General features: G+C 61.4%; 12 protein-coding genes and 5 pseudogenes. 6 read left to right on the top strand and 11 right to left on the bottom strand.

Annotated features, from left to right (window positions below):
- Positions 1-457: 457 nt before the first annotated feature.
- From AB4Y43_RS33850 to AB4Y43_RS33865, 4 genes are all read right to left on the bottom strand, one after another.
- A complete protein-coding gene (locus AB4Y43_RS33850; protein ID WP_368618341.1) occupies positions 458-1,264 on the bottom strand; it encodes an oxidoreductase in 807 nt (268 codons plus the stop codon).
- A gap of 33 nt (positions 1,265-1,297) precedes the next feature.
- The gene (locus AB4Y43_RS33855; protein WP_368729779.1) at positions 1,298-4,438 is read right to left on the bottom strand and encodes an efflux RND transporter permease subunit; all 3,141 of its coding nucleotides are present in this window, start codon (positions 4,436-4,438) and stop codon (positions 1,298-1,300) included.
- Positions 4,435-5,550: an efflux RND transporter periplasmic adaptor subunit gene (locus tag AB4Y43_RS33860; protein ID WP_368602785.1), complete on the bottom strand. Its 1,116-nt coding sequence runs from the start codon at positions 5,548-5,550 to the stop codon at positions 4,435-4,437. The genes AB4Y43_RS33855 and AB4Y43_RS33860 overlap by 4 nt, the downstream gene beginning before the upstream one ends.
- An 83-nt stretch (positions 5,551-5,633) precedes the next feature.
- Entirely contained in the window at positions 5,634-6,251 is a 618-nt protein-coding gene (locus AB4Y43_RS33865) for a TetR/AcrR family transcriptional regulator (protein ID WP_368602786.1), read from the bottom strand.
- A 77-nt stretch (positions 6,252-6,328) separates the two neighbouring features.
- Here AB4Y43_RS33865 and AB4Y43_RS33870 point away from each other — a divergent pair, with 77 nt between their 5' ends.
- Positions 6,329-7,789: an efflux transporter outer membrane subunit gene (locus AB4Y43_RS33870; RefSeq protein ID WP_368729780.1), complete on the top strand. Its 1,461-nt coding sequence runs from the start codon at positions 6,329-6,331 to the stop codon at positions 7,787-7,789.
- A gap of 36 nt (positions 7,790-7,825) precedes the next feature.
- On the opposite strand, the gene AB4Y43_RS33875 is transcribed toward AB4Y43_RS33870, so the two are convergent.
- From AB4Y43_RS33875 to AB4Y43_RS33900, 6 genes and pseudogenes are all read right to left on the bottom strand, one after another.
- Positions 7,826-8,119, bottom strand: coding sequence for a DUF6566 family protein (locus AB4Y43_RS33875; RefSeq protein ID WP_342949726.1), 294 nt, complete (start codon positions 8,117-8,119; stop codon positions 7,826-7,828).
- Positions 8,120-8,198: 79 nt separating this feature from the next.
- A complete protein-coding gene (locus AB4Y43_RS33880) occupies positions 8,199-8,612 on the bottom strand; it encodes an Hsp20/alpha crystallin family protein (protein WP_368729781.1) in 414 nt (137 codons plus the stop codon).
- 34 nt (positions 8,613-8,646) lie between these two features.
- Positions 8,647-9,087, bottom strand: a complete 441-nt coding sequence (locus tag AB4Y43_RS33885; protein WP_368729786.1) for an Hsp20/alpha crystallin family protein — start codon at positions 9,085-9,087, stop codon at positions 8,647-8,649.
- A 373-nt stretch (positions 9,088-9,460) separates the two neighbouring features.
- A pseudogene (locus AB4Y43_RS33890) lies at positions 9,461-9,736 on the bottom strand (IS66 family transposase zinc-finger binding domain-containing protein); the annotation flags it as partial.
- A gap of 608 nt (positions 9,737-10,344) precedes the next feature.
- Positions 10,345-10,770 (bottom strand): annotated as a pseudogene (locus tag AB4Y43_RS33895) (GFA family protein).
- Positions 10,771-11,247: 477 nt separating this feature from the next.
- Positions 11,248-11,511: a hypothetical protein gene (locus AB4Y43_RS33900; protein WP_342949723.1), complete on the bottom strand. Its 264-nt coding sequence runs from the start codon at positions 11,509-11,511 to the stop codon at positions 11,248-11,250.
- Positions 11,512-12,107: 596 nt separating this feature from the next.
- On the opposite strand from AB4Y43_RS33900, the gene AB4Y43_RS33905 reads away from it, so the two are divergent.
- From AB4Y43_RS33905 to AB4Y43_RS33915, 3 genes are all read left to right on the top strand, one after another.
- Complete coding sequence (locus AB4Y43_RS33905; protein ID WP_368729782.1) at positions 12,108-12,305, top strand: hypothetical protein; 198 nt, start codon at positions 12,108-12,110, stop codon at positions 12,303-12,305.
- Positions 12,306-12,501: 196 nt separating this feature from the next.
- Positions 12,502-12,780, top strand: coding sequence for a hypothetical protein (locus AB4Y43_RS33910; protein WP_368729783.1), 279 nt, complete (start codon positions 12,502-12,504; stop codon positions 12,778-12,780).
- 82 nt (positions 12,781-12,862) lie between these two features.
- The gene (locus AB4Y43_RS33915; protein WP_342949720.1) at positions 12,863-13,456 is read left to right on the top strand and encodes a response regulator receiver protein; all 594 of its coding nucleotides are present in this window, start codon (positions 12,863-12,865) and stop codon (positions 13,454-13,456) included.
- A 538-nt stretch (positions 13,457-13,994) separates the two neighbouring features.
- Here the strand turns inward: AB4Y43_RS33915 and AB4Y43_RS33920 are convergent.
- Positions 13,995-14,157 (bottom strand): annotated as a pseudogene (locus AB4Y43_RS33920) (H-NS histone family protein); the annotation flags it as partial.
- Positions 14,158-14,170: 13 nt separating this feature from the next.
- Here AB4Y43_RS33920 and AB4Y43_RS33925 point away from each other — a divergent pair.
- Positions 14,171-14,419, top strand: a pseudogene (locus AB4Y43_RS33925) (D-cysteine desulfhydrase family protein); the annotation flags it as partial.
- Between the two features lie 416 nt (positions 14,420-14,835).
- Positions 14,836-15,018 (top strand): annotated as a pseudogene (locus tag AB4Y43_RS33930) (chemotaxis protein); the annotation flags it as partial.

The following is a 15,018-nucleotide window of genomic DNA, read 5'->3' on the forward strand; positions in this document are numbered from 1 at the left end:
GCCAGTCCTGAGAGGCACTCTCACGCCAGAACAATATTCCCATATGTTGGGATATCTGGCACGATGGAATGGTGTCCACCCAAGGAAACCGCTCATGCGGCCCACGCCGAGTGTACCGGGAGTCGTGCACTTCGCTCACGCCTGCATCCACCCTCCGTCTAAGGTGGCGCTCTCACGACTTCCGGACCGACGACGGGGGTGCCACTCGTGACACCCAACAGGTGGCTGCTTCTCGGCGTATTGCTGCTTGTCGCATCGATCGCCGCACTGTTCATATGGCACTGATTGCGCGTCTATTGACTCGCAAGGATGCGCCTCACATGGCTTCGGGCGTCGCGGCGAACGGGCAGCTTGTCCAACATGCGTCGCGAGGTTCGCAAACGTTCCGATCAATCAAACATCACCCATCCCGGCATTGCGGAAAGCGCAGGAACTCGGGCTGGCTGATGGTACGGCTTCACAGGAGTCCGAACGTTTTCCTCAAGCTTGAATCGACGGGGCCGGTGGGCATAAAGCGTCGCAATTTTCTCAACAGAGAGGCCTCACCCGCCGGTGTGCGACGCATGCGCCAGCTCCCAAGCGCCGCTTCGACAATCGTGTTCGCTACGCCGTCGGGCGCGGGGGCGCCTTTGACACTCTTGACGACTGCGCTCGATGCAAGGCTACGCTCGCGATCATAGGCGGCGATTTTCGAGCTTGCCAGAGGGGCGTTGGTGTCCAGGTTGGTCCTGGTAAAGGACGGTTCGACCAGCGTTGCGCGTATGCCGAACTGGCGCACCTCATGGTCCAGGGTCTCGGTCAGCCCTTCGACGGCATGCTTGGACGCCGAATAGAGACCCATGTAGGGGGCGGGAAGGAAGCCAAGCACCGAACTGACATTGACGATCCTTCCGCCACGCTGTTCCCGCATGTGAGGGAGTACCGCCTGCGTCGTGCGTAGAATGCTGAATACATTGGTATCGAACAGCGACACGGCCTCGGCAGCCGAAGTTTCCTCCACGGCACCGATCAGGCTCATTCCCGCATTATTGACGAGCACATCGATTCGCCCGGCGAGTTCGATGACGGACTGGATTGCGGCCCGGACCGATGCATCGTCGCGAACGTCCATCTCGACGAGCTCGACGCCGGAGACAGGCACCGCTGTTGCGATGCTGCGCACGGTACCCAATACGCGGCAACCCCGGCCGGCAAACTTCTCGGCGGTGGCGCGTCCGATACCCGATGACACCCCGGTCACAACGACAACGGTGGATTTCGACATGAACAGCTCCCCTCAGGTGAAATTGATGATGTTTTAAGTGCGCGCGTCGAGCGCATCCTGCGTCACCGGTTCTGAATGCGATGACTGGTTATCCCGGCTCTTGTGCGAACCCGCAGAAGTGCCGGGGCGGATCTTGAACCAGATGGAATACATCGCCGGCAGGAACACCAGCGTGAGAATCGTCCCGGCGAACGTACCGCCGATCAGCGTGTAGGCGAGCGTTCCCCAGAACACCGAGTGGGTCAGCGGGATGAAGGCGAGGATCGCCGCCATGGCCGTCAGGAGCACCGGGCGGGCGCGCTGCACGGTGGCTTCGACAATCGCATGGAACGGATCCAGCCCGGCATGTTCGTTCTGATGAATCTGCCCGATCAGGATCAGCGTGTTGCGCATCAGGATGCCCGACAGCGCGATGAGGCCGACCAGCGCGTTGATACCGAAAGGCTGCCGGAACAGGATCAACGTCGGCACCACGCCGATCAGGCCGAGCGGGCTCGTCATGAACACCATCACCATCGCGGAAATCGAGCGAACCTGGAAAATGATGATGACCAGCGTGATCGCCAGCATGATCGGGAACAGCGGCAACATGGCGGTCGTCGCCTTGCCCGATTCCTCGATGGAGCCCGCCTGCTCGATGCGATAGCCGCCGGGCAGCTTCGCGATGATCGGCTGAAGCTGCCGCGTGATGGCCGTTGAGACGTCCGGTGGCTGCAGGTTGTCGGCAATGTCGCCGCGTACCGTGATCGTCGGCACGCGGTCGCGCCAGCGCATGACCGGCTCCTCCATGCGCACGTCGACCTTGCCCACCTGCGACAGCGGGATGCGCTGCCCGTTGGCCCCGGCCAGCGTGAAGTCGCCGAGCCGGGCCGGGTCGAGACGCACATCGCCGGCCGAACGCGCGATGACCTGCACGCTTCGAATATCCTCACGCACGGCGGTGACGGGCACGCCGGTGAGCAGGAACTGCAGTTGTTGCGCGACGGCGCTGGAGGTGAGCCCCACCGCCTGCAGACGGTCCTGCTGCAGCGTGAAGTGCAGCGTGGGCGAGCGTGTGCCCCAGTCGGTGTTGACCGTGCGCATCATCGGACTGGCCTCCATCACCTGCTGAACTTCAGCCGCGATTGCGCGCAGCTTGTCCGGGTCCGGACCGGTGACGCGATAGGCGACGGGAAACGGCGAATACGGCCCGAACACGAGTTGCGTGACCCGCACGCGCGCTTCCGGGGCGAGACCGTCGGCGATGGCCTGACGCAGTCGCTGCTTCAACGCGTCGCGCTCGTCCTGGCTGTCCGTACGGACCACGATCTTGGCGAACGACGGATCGGGCAGCTCCGGCCCCATGGCCAGGTAAAAGCGCGGCGCACCTTGCCCGACGTAAGCCGTGACGATTTTGGCTTCCTTCTGTTTTGCCAGCCACGCCTCCACCTTTTCGGTCGCGGCGCTGGTTTGGGAAATGGAGGTGCCATAGGGCATCTGCACCTCGACCAGCACTTCAGGACGGTCGGAGATCGGGAAGAACTGCTTCTTGACCACGCCCATACCGAGGATGGCCAGGGCGAAGAGGCCAACGACCGAACCGGCGACCAGCCATTTGTGCGCGATGACACGCGTGAGCAGCTGACGGAAGCGGTTGTAGCGGGGCGTGTCGTAGATCGCGTCGTGGCCGCCTTCGACCTGTTTGAAGTCGGGCAGCATCTTCACGCCGAGGTACGGCGTGAAGACCACAGCGACGACCCAGGATGCGATCAGCGCGATGCCGACGATCCAGAACATGTTGCTCGTGTATTCGCCCGCGGTGGACCGTGCGAAGCCGTTGGGCATGAAGCCGACCGCCGTCACCAGCGTGCCCGAGAGCATCGGCGCGGCGGTGTGGCTCCAGGCATAGGCGGAGGCGGCCACGCGGCTATAGCCTTCTTCCATCTTCACCACCATCATTTCGATGGCGATGATCGCGTCGTCGACGAGCAGGCCCAGCGCCAGGATCAGGGATCCCAGCGTAATGCGGTCGAAGTTCTTGCCTGTCGCGGCCATGACCACGAACACGATGGCCAGCGTCAACGGCACGGCGGCGGCCACCACCAGGCCCGCGCGCCAGCCCATGCTCACGAAACTCACGAGCATGACCACCAGCAAAGCGGCGAAAAACTTGAGCATGAACTCGTCGACCGCCGAATGAATGTTGACGGCCTGATCGGTGACCTTGGTCAGGCTCATTCCCAGCGGCAGCCCGGCGTTGATTGCGCCGACCTCGCTGTCCAGTGCCTTGCCGAGATCGAGCCCGTTCCAGCCGTCGCGCATGACGATGCCGAGCAGCAAGGCCGGTTCGCCGTTGTTGCGGATCATGAAGGTCGCAGGATCTTCATAACCGCGCTCGACGGTGGCGATGTCCGACAGCTTCAGCGTGCGACCTTGCACGACGACGGGCGTATCGCGGATCTTCTGCAGCTTGTCAAAGGCGCCGTCCAGGCGAATCAACACTTCCGGTCCTTTGGTCTCCACGGAGCCGGCTGGCGTCAGGGCGTTCTGGCCATTGAGCGCGGCGAACACGTCCTGCGGGCCGACACCGAGCGTTGCCAGCCGATCATGTGAGAACTGGACGTAGATGCGCTCGGCCTGCTCGCCGATGATGTCGACCTTCTTCACGCCCGGCACGTGCAGCAACCGCTGGCGCAGCGACTCGGCGTCGCGCACGAGCCGGCGTTGCGGTTCGCCCCCGGCCTTCAGCGCAAAGAGTGCGAAGGTGACGTCCGCGTATTCGTCGTTGACCATCGGCCCGATCACGCCCGCCGGAAGGTTGGCGGCTTCGTCGCCGATTTTTTTCCGCGCCTGGTAAAACTCCTCCTGCACCTCCGACGGCGGGGTGCTGTCGAGCAACGTCAGCGTTGTGAAGGCCAGGCCGGGCCGCGTGTAGGTCTCGGTCCGGTCGTACCAGCGCAGCTCCTGCATGCGCTTTTCGATTTTCTCCGCGACCTGATCGTGCATCTCCTGTGCGGTGGCGCCAGGCCACGCGGTGACGATGGTCATCACCTTGATGGTGAACGCCGGGTCTTCGGCGCGACCCAGCTTGAAGAAGGACAGGAGTCCGGCCAGCGAGATCAGGCAGATCAGGAACAGGGTGATGGAGCGCTCGCGCACGGCGAGCGCCGACAGGTTGAATCGGCCTTCGCTCACGGACGTGCTCCCTGGTTCGCCACTACGACGGCCTGGCCGGACATCCGGACCTGTTCGCCTTCGCGCAGCAACTGGGCACCTAGCGCGACGACGCGCTCGCCCTGTTTCAACGTACCGGAGACGCGAGCGCTGTCGTCGTCCAGGTGAAGGACCGTGACCGGCCGCCATGCAACCCTGGCCGGCTCGCCGTTGACGACCCATACGCCGGGCCCTTTGCCCGCGTCGAGCAGCGCGCCGATCGGCACCTGCAAGCCGCCCTGGAGCGCCACGCGTGCGTCCGGTATCTCGATCGTGACGGTGGCGCCCAGCGGCGCGTCGGCCAGCGCACCCTGCAGGACATAACGCGCTTCGAAGGTGCGGGTACGCGGATCCGCCGTATCCGAGAGCTGGCGCAGCGTGGCTGGCACGCTCACGCCGCTGTTGCCGAACAGGGTGGCCTGGGCGACCGAACCGATGGCGGGGCGCAGGGTTTCCGGTAGCTGGATGACAGCCTCGCGGCGCCCGGCGTGGGCCAGGCGCACCACGGGTTGTCCGGCGCTGACGACCTGACCCGGCTCGGCGAGCGTTTCCATCACGACGCCATCCCCGTCCGCCACCAGCTCGGCATAGCCCGTCGCGTTGCGCGCCACGTCGGCGTCAGCCTCGGCCGCGCTGAGCTGCGCCCTGGCTGCATCGGCGGCCGCCTTGGCCTGGTCGTAGGCCGAAGCCGAGATCGCACCCGTGCCGCGCAGGTCGCGATAGCGCTCCTCATCGTGCGCGGTCTGCTGCGCCCGTGCCCGTGCAGCGGTGACCGCCTCCTGCCGGGCCTGCGCGGCAAGCTTGAGGTCGATGGGGTCGACGCGCATCAGCAGCTGGCCGCGTTTGACGGTTTGCCCGGCATCCACCAGCCGCTCCAGCACCTTGCCGGAGACGCGAAATCCCAGGTCGCTTTGCACACGTGCGGCGACGGTTCCGGTAAACGAACGGGACGCGGGAATCGCGGCCTCGGCGATGGCGGTGCGCACCAGGGGCGTCTCGGTGCGCGGATCGGAAGGCGCTTTGTCGCCGCAGGCGGCTAGCGCAAGTGGCAGTGCATAGACGACTGCAGAGGTAGCGAGGCGACGCCGAAGCATGAAAGTCCCATAGATGGAGGAATCGGGGCTTTCATTGTGGTTCTTGTGACCAATTTAGTCAATGGTCACAAACGAAATTTCCCTCAAGGCGACAGACTGCGGAGCACGAGGCTGGACAGTTGCGCGGGCGCGACCTTCGTGTAATCGAAGCTGTACTGCAGGAGCATCGGGTTCAGGTAGGGGCGCATGACCAGATAGATCGCCATCGCGGTCTCATCGAGCGGCGTTTTGCGCTCGAAGTCCCCGCTCTGCCGGCCCTCCTGAAGGATGTCCCGAAGCAGCTTCTGGACGCGCGCCTCATACGAAACCACGGCCTGCCAGTTCTCCGTGGCCGCTGATGCTGCAATCTCGTAGAGCTTGCGGTCCTGGAAAAACAGACGAAGGCTCGCCTCGGTGAAGACGCTGAACATTCGCCGCAACTTCTCCGGCGGCAGATCGGTCTGGGCGATGGCCGCCCTGACCTCGGTTTCGATCTCGTGCAGGCAGTTCGCACAAATCATCTCGCCAATGGCTTGCTTGGACTCGAAAAACTTGTAGATGTAGGCCTTGGAAAACCCGATCGCCCTGGCGAGATCGGAGACTGTCGTTTTCTCGTAGCCATACCGGCTGAAGTGCTCGGTGGCGGCGGCAACGATCTGATCTCGTACTTCGTGGTCAGCGGGGCCGCGAGTCGTGATGGGAGGAGTGGTGGCGTTTTTCATGGGGATAAGCATACAACAATAGACAACCAGTGACCGTTTGGTATTATGGTCACCACAGTAACCCTGCGAAGACGCTCATGCTACCCAATCACATGCTCGCCGCGATCATCGTTGCCGGCCTCTCGACAGCCTGCGCCGTGGGCCCTGATTACGTCCGGCCCAGTGTAGCCATGCCCGGGCAGTTCCAGGGCCAGGACGCGGTGGATCAACGGCACACGGTGGCCAGTTCTGACCTCGTCACGTGGTGGACGGGTTTCGGCGATCCGCAACTCACACGATTCGTCGCGCTCGCGCTGGAACAGAACCTGGACCTCGAGCAGGCCGCCGCGCGCGTCTCGCAGGCGCGCGCAGGACTCGGCGCAGCGAATGCCGCGCTGCTGCCTTCAGGCAATGTCAGCGGCCAGGCGGCGCGAGTCTACCAATCTGTCGAAACGCCCTTGGGGCGCGTCCTGAATTCAACGCCCGGATTCGACCGCTACGGCAACGACTACGAGGCCAATTTCAGCGCGAGCTGGGAACTGGATGTGTTCGGTGGCCTGCGTCGCGGGCGGGAAGCGGCACTCGCCGAGTATCAGGCTTCGGAAGCCGGCGCGGTGGCCACGCGCCTGGCTGTGGCAGCGCAGACTGCCGATATTTACATCACGATTCGCGGATTGCAGGCACGTCTGAAGGTGGCCCGGCGGCAGGCGCAAACGCAACAGGATCTGCTTTCGACCATCAAGCTTCTGTATGGAAAAGGACTGGCGGCCGATCTTCAGGTAAGCCAGGCTGAGGGTGCGCTGGCCCAGGTGCAGGCATCCATCCCTGTCCTGGAGACGACACTGGACGCGGCCATGAACGCACTGGATGTGATGCTGGGCTCACAGCCCGGCACGCATCAAGCCGAACTGGTCGATGCTGGGGACATCCCGCCCGCCCCGCGGATCGCGCACACGGGAACGCCGGGAGAGTTGCTCAGGCGCCGACCCGACCTGATCGTGGCCGAGCGTCGCCTGGCTGCGTCGAACGCGCGTATCGGAGTGGCCATCGCCGAGTATTACCCGAAATTCTCGCTGAGCGGACTGATCGGGAGCGCAACGTCAATGGCCGCGGGCAATCTGTTCACTGGCGGCGCCAGTCAGGCGGCCGGGGTGTTGGGTCTGCGCTGGCGTCTGTTCGATTTCGGCCGCATCAATGCACAAATCGCGCAGGCCAGGGGCCAGGACGCCGAGATGTTGGCCGCGTATCGGCTCGCCGCACTGCATGCCACGGAAGATGTGGAAAACGCCTTTTCAGCGCTCGTCAAGCGGGAGGAACAGGCCGCGGTGCTCACCCAGGGAGTGAACTCACTTGGTCGGGCACGAGCCGCTTCGTTTTCGGCCTATCAAAAAGGTGTCGTCAGCCTGATTGAAGTCCTGCAGGCCGACGAAAATTTACTGCGCGCATCCGACGAGCGGGTGCAGGCGCAAACGGAATCGGCCCGCGCAGCCGTCGCTGCCTTCAAGGCACTTGGCGGTGGTTGGCAGCCCGGCGACCCCGAGGCCGTGGCAAGCCGGTAGACAGCACGATGTATGCCTCATTCAGCCTCCGTCGCTTCACCCGGGTGATTCCGGTCGCCTCGTCTCTGCGAAGCTTTCCGTGCCGGCGAAGCGTCCCGCATCGATCGCGCGGATGGCGTACTCGACGGTCTCCCGATGTGCGTCTTCCGCACTCGCCCAGCGCTGTGCGACGCACGGCAGGTGCCAGTCCTCGACCGTCTGCTCGCCGCGCCGGATACGCACAATGGCCATGTACCTGCCTGATCCCTGCGGAAGTACGCAGTGCCGCACGGCAATAGCGCTGGTTTCGATCGCGAAGCCTTTCCAGTTCTGATTGCGTGTATCGTCCATGGTTGTCTGAGCGCAAGTGCCGAAACGGCGCGGACCCGGCGGCCCGCGCCGCACGACCGGAAACATGTGTGCAATGTACCTAGCCAACGCTCACCTCGATACGACGGGGTTTCGCTTCCTCACGGCGAGGAATCGTCAGCATGAGCACGCCATCGCGCAGTTGCGCGTCGATGCGCGAAACGTCGAAGTCCGGGCTGAGCGCGAAGGCGCGGCGGAAATGCGGGTGGCGAACTTCGCCATGCTGCAGCCTCAGCCCGGATGGTGTCGGAATCACCGCCTCGGCCTCGATCGTCAGATTGCCGTCCTGTACCCGCACATCGAGCTTCTCGCGCGGTACCCCCGGCAGGTCCGCATATAGCGTGATGCCCCTGCTGTCCTCCAACACGTCGACGGCGGGCGTGAGGCGGGTGGGCTGCTTCGTGGGTCCGCCGCGCTCACGGTCGGCGACGTCGTTGCGCGCCGCACCGGTGGTCAGTTCAATGCTGTCGTTCATGATGTCCTCCGTGATCTCCTGGCTCGCACCGTGCTCACTGCACGGTGACCGCGCGGGGCTTCGACGCCTCGGAACGTCCGATGCTGATGGTCAGGCAACCATTTGCATAGCGCGCATTGACGTTCCCGGGATCCGCGTGCCGGGGCAGCTCGATCACGCGCCGGAATGCGCCCATGAAGCGTTCGCTGGCATACACGCGCGTATCGTCCCCCGATTGCCGCTCGGGCGGCCTGCGTTCACCGCTGATCGTCAGCAGTCCTTTGTCAATCGAGACGTCGATCGCCGCCGGATCGAGCCCCGGCGCAAACGCTACGATCTCGACACTGTCGTCGGTGCTGCCGATGTTGAGTAGTGGAAACGTCTCGCTGCGCGTGGCGCGCAGGCTTGCGGGAAAGGCTGGAAAGAGGCTGGCCATCTGCCGTTGCAGGCGGTCGAATTCGCCCAGCAGATCGGTGCTGAAGAAGGGATCGCTCATGACTGGCTCCTGGAAAACCGGGGCCGACACGGAGGACGAATGGAACCACGCGCTCCAGTCCGCCTGTCCGTGGGAAACCCCGCCGACAAACAAATCGAAACACGCAGCGCTTGTCGCGACTGCCTGAGCGATGAACAAAATAGCGCATGGAACGGAAATTTCAAGAGGCCCCGCAGCATGTCACGAGCGAAGTCTCATGGACGATAGCGACAGGCTTCAAGGACCGGCGCGAGTTTGCGCACGCCGCTGCGGCGCACAACCCCCGGTTTGATGGGGGCCGTACTGGATTCACATAGTAGCCTTTCAGGCCCGTCCCATAAGGGTATGGGCGATGCGGCGATGACCGGTTACCCCCGGATCTACCCCCACGGGAGGGGCACGCGTACTTCACGCGCTGATGCTGGATGACGCGTACCTGTTCGGGAATCACATTGAGCTGCTCGCTGGTCTCGACACCGATCTCAACCAGCGAATCGCCGTCATGCGCGCAGAAGCGGTCCGATTCGGGCAATTCGTGCCGCACGATCTCGCGCGGCAGATTCTGATCCAGCGGCTTGCGTCCGCGCTTGCCACGTGTGTGCCCGGCAACCTGCGTGGCAGTTTCTTCCTCACGCGCGGGCGCGACGTCAGTGCCGAGTGCTCCGGCATCCAAAGCCGTCGGTGTATGCGATCCGAAAACGGCCTCATCGACGTCGAGCCTGGTTTTTGCGTACGGCACTAACGGGGCCCAAGTCGCGACGCTGATTCCGGCGAGGAAAATGAGGCCCGCGTCGCTGCCCGCTTCTTATTTTCAATCCCTGTCTCGACAGCCATAGTTTGAGATGAATTTGTGAATCTAAGGTTTTCTATGAAATAGACTGATCTGACTCAGCCGTGGATATTTTCATTTCTGTTCGGCAGCAAAATTCAGTTGTCAATTAGCAAAATCAGCTTAAAAAAAGACCCCGAAAGCTTCTCGGGATCGAAGGAAACACGCAACCGCAGAAGACAAGGCGAAACGTGATCGCCCTGTCTATGAACAGAGTTAAGCCTTATGGCTTCGACCCAGTCGCTCGAAGATCTCTGGCCGCATATGTTTGAAGTACTGTGCCAATCCGATCCCGACAAACAGCACGCCGATACCCGCGATGCTGGCAGGCATTGAAGGAGCGGGCAGTATCCGGTTCGAGCGAAGTATCGAGACTCACACAGCATTGTTAATGCTGGCGTGCTGCATCATTTGTTCCCGGCATCTTGAGCGCCACTGCCGATGACCTGTTATCGCGCATACGTGGGACCATCCCAGCCGTCGAGATACTTCGGCAAATCATCCGAAACGTCAACTACACGCTAGCGATAGAACAGGTGCATTGTTGGAGCCAAGGCCGCATCGAGCTTCCCATCGGTAGCGCGGGCAACCAATGCATTTGGAACCACACGCATTCCCAGGCGATTGGTACCGAACATCACTTCGCCGCAGACGTCGCAAAATGCTTTCGTCAACTGCTTTTCTGGATGTTTGAAAGTCCGGCCTGCGCCGTCAATGCTGACTGCATCAGCCGCCCAAGCTGTTGCAGAAAACATGGACGTCCCATAAAAGCTCCTGCATGAAGAACAGTGACAGTTCGCACGTGCCGCCGGACTGCCGTGCAAGTTGACGGAAATCTTGCCACATAGGCACGTAACACAAAGTGACATAGTTATCTCGGTCGTAGTGACGGGTTCTCATTGTACTGTGCCATTGCTATGCAACCGCCGTTCGTGAACTCACGAAGCAGTTTTGTTAGCGACACTTAGCCCGCAGAGCGGTTCTCTTCGGTTTGCCGTAAGCAGTACTTTATATCAAGGCTGCTTCGACCATCCGCTCCGGCCACGAGGGCCCCGCCACATATGCTCTGGCGGATGAGCTGATGGCGTGTGGCTCGTCCGACAAGACGTCGCGATTCCCGATGCTGGACTGGCGGAAATTGACGGCAACCTGGGATAACACACGGGCCGTTGCCGGAAGACTTCACGGGTCACTTCACGAAACCCGCCGACCGGCAGGCACTGCTGCCGATAGTCGACAACAGTTGAGCGACGCCCCGCGCACTGCGTGCACACCCCAAACGCGTCACCTGCGAATGTGACGACCCAAATACGCTCGAACTGAAGCAATGCGAGTGCGATCTGATCAGTGATTCAGCCGACCGTCTCGCCGGGATCTTTCCTGGCTGCAAAAGCGCAGGCGGCCGCGGCAAGATTCAGTTCGTTCAGATCGAGCATGAGCAGCAGGCTGTCTATCTCGCCCAGCTGACTTTTGTTGACGCGGCCGGTATCGAGCAGGGCATGCAGCCTATGGCGCCAGTAGCTCGCAGGAAAGACGGGCCCGGCAAGATCTCTGGCGAGTGATACCGATACCGCGTGCCGGATATGTGCGATTTCCTGGTCAATCAGGTTCGACATAGTGCATCCGGCCTGAAGGCGCTCTGCGTTTGTCTTTTTCATTTTGGCACCCGTTCCCGCGGGTTGATCGGCATGACAGGAAAGCATGGTCTGAAGATACGATAGCACTTCGCTGTCGGTAGCGCCGCCCCTTTGTCTCTGGACGTTTCACCTCTTCAATATATGCCGCTCGAAAATAGCATTACTATTCAAATCGAATCATGCTGACTTTGAACGTGAGCGGCGTATTGCGATTGACCGACGGGCGGCTGCATGCCATTCGCAGAATCATTGTCTGACTATTTGTGATAAACGATCCTGCTATGCGCGCCATTGCGCGGTGAGGTACCTCCACCAGCACACTGGATTCGGGTCGCGTCGCGATGCAAATGCGTCCCGCCAAGATGCTCTATTGTGGCCAGTGCTCCATATTTTCTTTTAATTCGTTTCCCATCGTATTTCGAATTATTATTTGTGCTCTGACCTTGAAGGCTTCGAATTCGCAAGGTCGGAAAAAAAGACCTGGAATAATTGCCAATTCGGACGTGCTGGGTGTGTCATCGGTAATAGATGCTCCCAGTCAACGTCCAATCCAGAGAGAATACGGAGACATCTAAATGCTAAGCCCTCACGAATTCGCTACCCTGATGCTCGTCAAGGCCGCTCCAGAGCAGATCGATCTGGACCGCGAAGAGCTTGACACCTTGCTGGAACACCAACTGGTCGCTCTGGAACAGCTAACATCTGGAGGCCAACTTCCACGCCTTACCCGTGACGGTGACACAGTGCTTCAGGCAATCGCCGGGAAGCGCTGAGCGGCAATCGTCTGCGAACCTTGTTTCGGATTTCACTCGCCTTACGCGGCCATATCACGCGTATGCCCGAGGCTACGCTGGCAGTCAATTCCGTGGGGATCCCGCAGGCCGGACGTACCTTGGCTGGTCGACTGGAACCATTAGTCATGCGGGTTTCACGTGGTGGCGCGCATCATCGGTCGCAATGGAGCCGCATATGCATCCGAACGAGCATGTGGCGCAGGAACTCGCTCACATCCGCGCCATGATTTTGCAGCTTGAGCATCTGCTTATGGAGAACGATGGCGCGAAGTCAACGCCAGTGATGTCGCCGGACTACTGGCGCGCGCGGATCAATGGCGTGCGAGGAACTTCAGGGCTGCCCGCAACGCTGGAGGACGAGGCGCACGCCCTGTTGGACCGTCTGGACGCGCTCCGGGAAGAATCAGGGAACCGCTGCCTGCAGGCTATCGGATCCGCGCGTCAGCCTCGCTGAACTCGATGAACTGACGGGTGATCGTCCGGAACCGGCATGGTGGTCCACATCTCCTTCTTTAGATTTCCTACGCGACATCCCCATGCTGAAGCCAGAAGACACGGTCGCATTCGATACTGCGGTCGCTGAGCTAAACAGGGCGACACAAGACCTGGAACGCCTCGAGCACGATTCAGCGACGTCCCTCACTGGGCTTGCGAGGGCGCAGGACCGTTATTATCTGTCCCGACTGGAGTGGCTGCGCAGCGAATGCCCACTACGCAAGTCAGCCGCCCATGGAGTACCGAAATTAGCACCGCTATCCGGACCGATCGTGATTGTTGGGCACGACAAGTGGGTCCGGGATTCGTTAGCCGTGCTGCTCGACCTGAAGGGTTACGGGCGGTCGAAGGCGCGTGCCTTCGACACCTGGCACGAAGTCTGGCTCGAACCATCGCAACTGATCGTCGTCGATGTCCCACCGTTTGCTCGTGGCGCCTCCATGTTGCTGATAGAGGGCTTTGAGACCTGCATCGAAAGACCACGTATCATCGCACTGGTGTGGCCGAAGGACGCGCCGGCTTTCACCGGCAAGGTCGACGAGATCGTCACCAAACCATTGGCACTCAATGCGCTGCTAAACGCGATAGACAGGATCGGCGACTGCGACGTCGAGCGCATCACGGACGACCGTTGACCGCGCGGCGATCAGGCTCTCCCGCGGGATCGCAGAACCGGCCAATCAGAAAACCGCCGGAACACTCGTCTGCTGCGTTCCGATATCCAATCCGTTCCGGGCGACCCGACAGTCCCGTTCATTCATCCTGCAGGTGATCTGCGAAATTTCACCCGAGGCGATCGAGGATCATTTTGGAGCCCGACGCGCCGACCGTTCATGGTTTGCCGATAGCATTTGAAGCGCATCGCGAGGAAATCCTGTCGTTTACGAGGAGCATGCTTCTGCACAGAATTTCAGCGTCTGCTGTTTTCAAGGGATTTTGCCCATAGGCAGCCGCGCACGCCTGACACACGACAGGCCAGCCACCGATGAAATTGTGACCACTTGCGACAATCCCGCACGTACGTGGGGGCATTCAGAAGCCAAGGGATGAAGCGGGGCGGGCCATTCTCGTCGGTCTTAACGCGGGGAGTACCCCGCGTGATGAATGATGACCCTCACCTTGCCTGGTCAGATCGATGTGCGGTGTAGCGGCGCGCTTCGGGTCTGCTGTGGTCGCGTCCTTGATCCAGTTAGGCGGCTCGTCCCCTGCCCGACCAAGTCGCGCCCGTCTTTGGATCACGATATTTGGGAGGCACGACGCCCCCGCCGGGCGTCGCACGCGTGCCCCTCCGGCGTCCGAAGATGTCCCGCTCGGTAAACCCATAGTCGGCTACCTTCTCGCCCGATGCCGTTCGCGTCGACTCATCGCAACTCGGCCCAGGCTACGGATTAGCAACGGACTCGATGCGCGGCGCCGTCCGGTTGCTTGCCTCGCAAGAGGGGCTACTGCTCGATCCTGTGTATAGCGGTAAAGCCTTCGCGGGGCTGATTGAAGGTGTCACGTCAGGTCGTTATGCGTCAGATAAAAACATGCTCTTTGTCATGACCGGAGGGTTGCCTGGCTTATTCGCCTACCGGCAAGAGTTTCAGGCTGCCTAAGGTGGCTCGGTGAGCCAGCCATGACGTCCAGACATGACCTCTGGAGACAGAGCAGGAATGCTCGACAATTGCCGTTTCCCGGAGATTCTGCAGCAGCAACGGGGAGCGGCATTTCCCGGCGAGCAGTTCTTGACGTACGCAACCGGCTAAAGTAATCCGGTCGTTCCGGGCAACCGGCGGAAACCTGAAAACGCCGCGCTGTTATGCCTTTCGCGTGAGACCGAGGGGTGGCTGCAAGGGTAGCCTGAATTCCCGAAGCTGAAAAGATTCATCTAACGTATGCATTTAGGGGAAATCCCGCAATTTCCTTAAGGCTGGCAGTTCGCTGCCGATACGAAGGTCAGCTGATTCAATTTGCTTCCTCCGGGCCAGTCGAACTTTGGCCACCGATTTCTTCTCAACGCGAGGCGTCAACCGTGCAATCTCTCAAAAACCTTAAGGTGGTCACGCAGCTGATCCTGGGATTCTCGTCGGTCATCGTTTTGTTGGTGGGACTGGGCGCGTTCAGCGTATTCGAAGTCAGCAGTGAAAACGATCACGTTGCCCAACTCCGCGATAATTGGTTGCCCAGCGTGCGCAGCAGCTTGCAGATGCAAGCG

The sequence above is a fragment of the Paraburkholderia sp. BR10872 genome (assembly GCF_040965835.1).
In the GTDB taxonomy this organism is placed as follows: Bacteria; Pseudomonadota; Gammaproteobacteria; order Burkholderiales; family Burkholderiaceae; genus Paraburkholderia; species Paraburkholderia nodosa_A.

Bases quoted from the DNA above. Each gene is read 5' to 3' on its own strand.
- AB4Y43_RS33875 (WP_342949726.1), bottom strand. From the start codon at position 8,119: ATGGACGATACACGCAATCAGAACTGGAAAGGCTTCGCGATCGAAACC.
- AB4Y43_RS33900 (WP_342949723.1), bottom strand. From the start codon at position 11,511: ATGTCGAACCTGATTGACCAGGAAATCGCACATATCCGGCACGCGGTA.
- AB4Y43_RS33905 (WP_368729782.1), top strand. From the start codon at position 12,108: ATGCTAAGCCCTCACGAATTCGCTACCCTGATGCTCGTCAAGGCCGCT.
- AB4Y43_RS33885 (WP_368729786.1), bottom strand. From the start codon at position 9,087: ATGAGCGATCCCTTCTTCAGCACCGATCTGCTGGGCGAATTCGACCGC.
- AB4Y43_RS33850 (WP_368618341.1), bottom strand. From the start codon at position 1,264: ATGTCGAAATCCACCGTTGTCGTTGTGACCGGGGTGTCATCGGGTATC.
- AB4Y43_RS33870 (WP_368729780.1), top strand. From the start codon at position 6,329: ATGCTACCCAATCACATGCTCGCCGCGATCATCGTTGCCGGCCTCTCG.
- AB4Y43_RS33880 (WP_368729781.1), bottom strand. From the start codon at position 8,612: ATGAACGACAGCATTGAACTGACCACCGGTGCGGCGCGCAACGACGTC.
- AB4Y43_RS33860 (WP_368602785.1), bottom strand. From the start codon at position 5,550: ATGCTTCGGCGTCGCCTCGCTACCTCTGCAGTCGTCTATGCACTGCCA.
- AB4Y43_RS33865 (WP_368602786.1), bottom strand. From the start codon at position 6,251: ATGAAAAACGCCACCACTCCTCCCATCACGACTCGCGGCCCCGCTGAC.
- AB4Y43_RS33915 (WP_342949720.1), top strand. From the start codon at position 12,863: ATGCTGAAGCCAGAAGACACGGTCGCATTCGATACTGCGGTCGCTGAG.
- AB4Y43_RS33910 (WP_368729783.1), top strand. From the start codon at position 12,502: ATGCATCCGAACGAGCATGTGGCGCAGGAACTCGCTCACATCCGCGCC.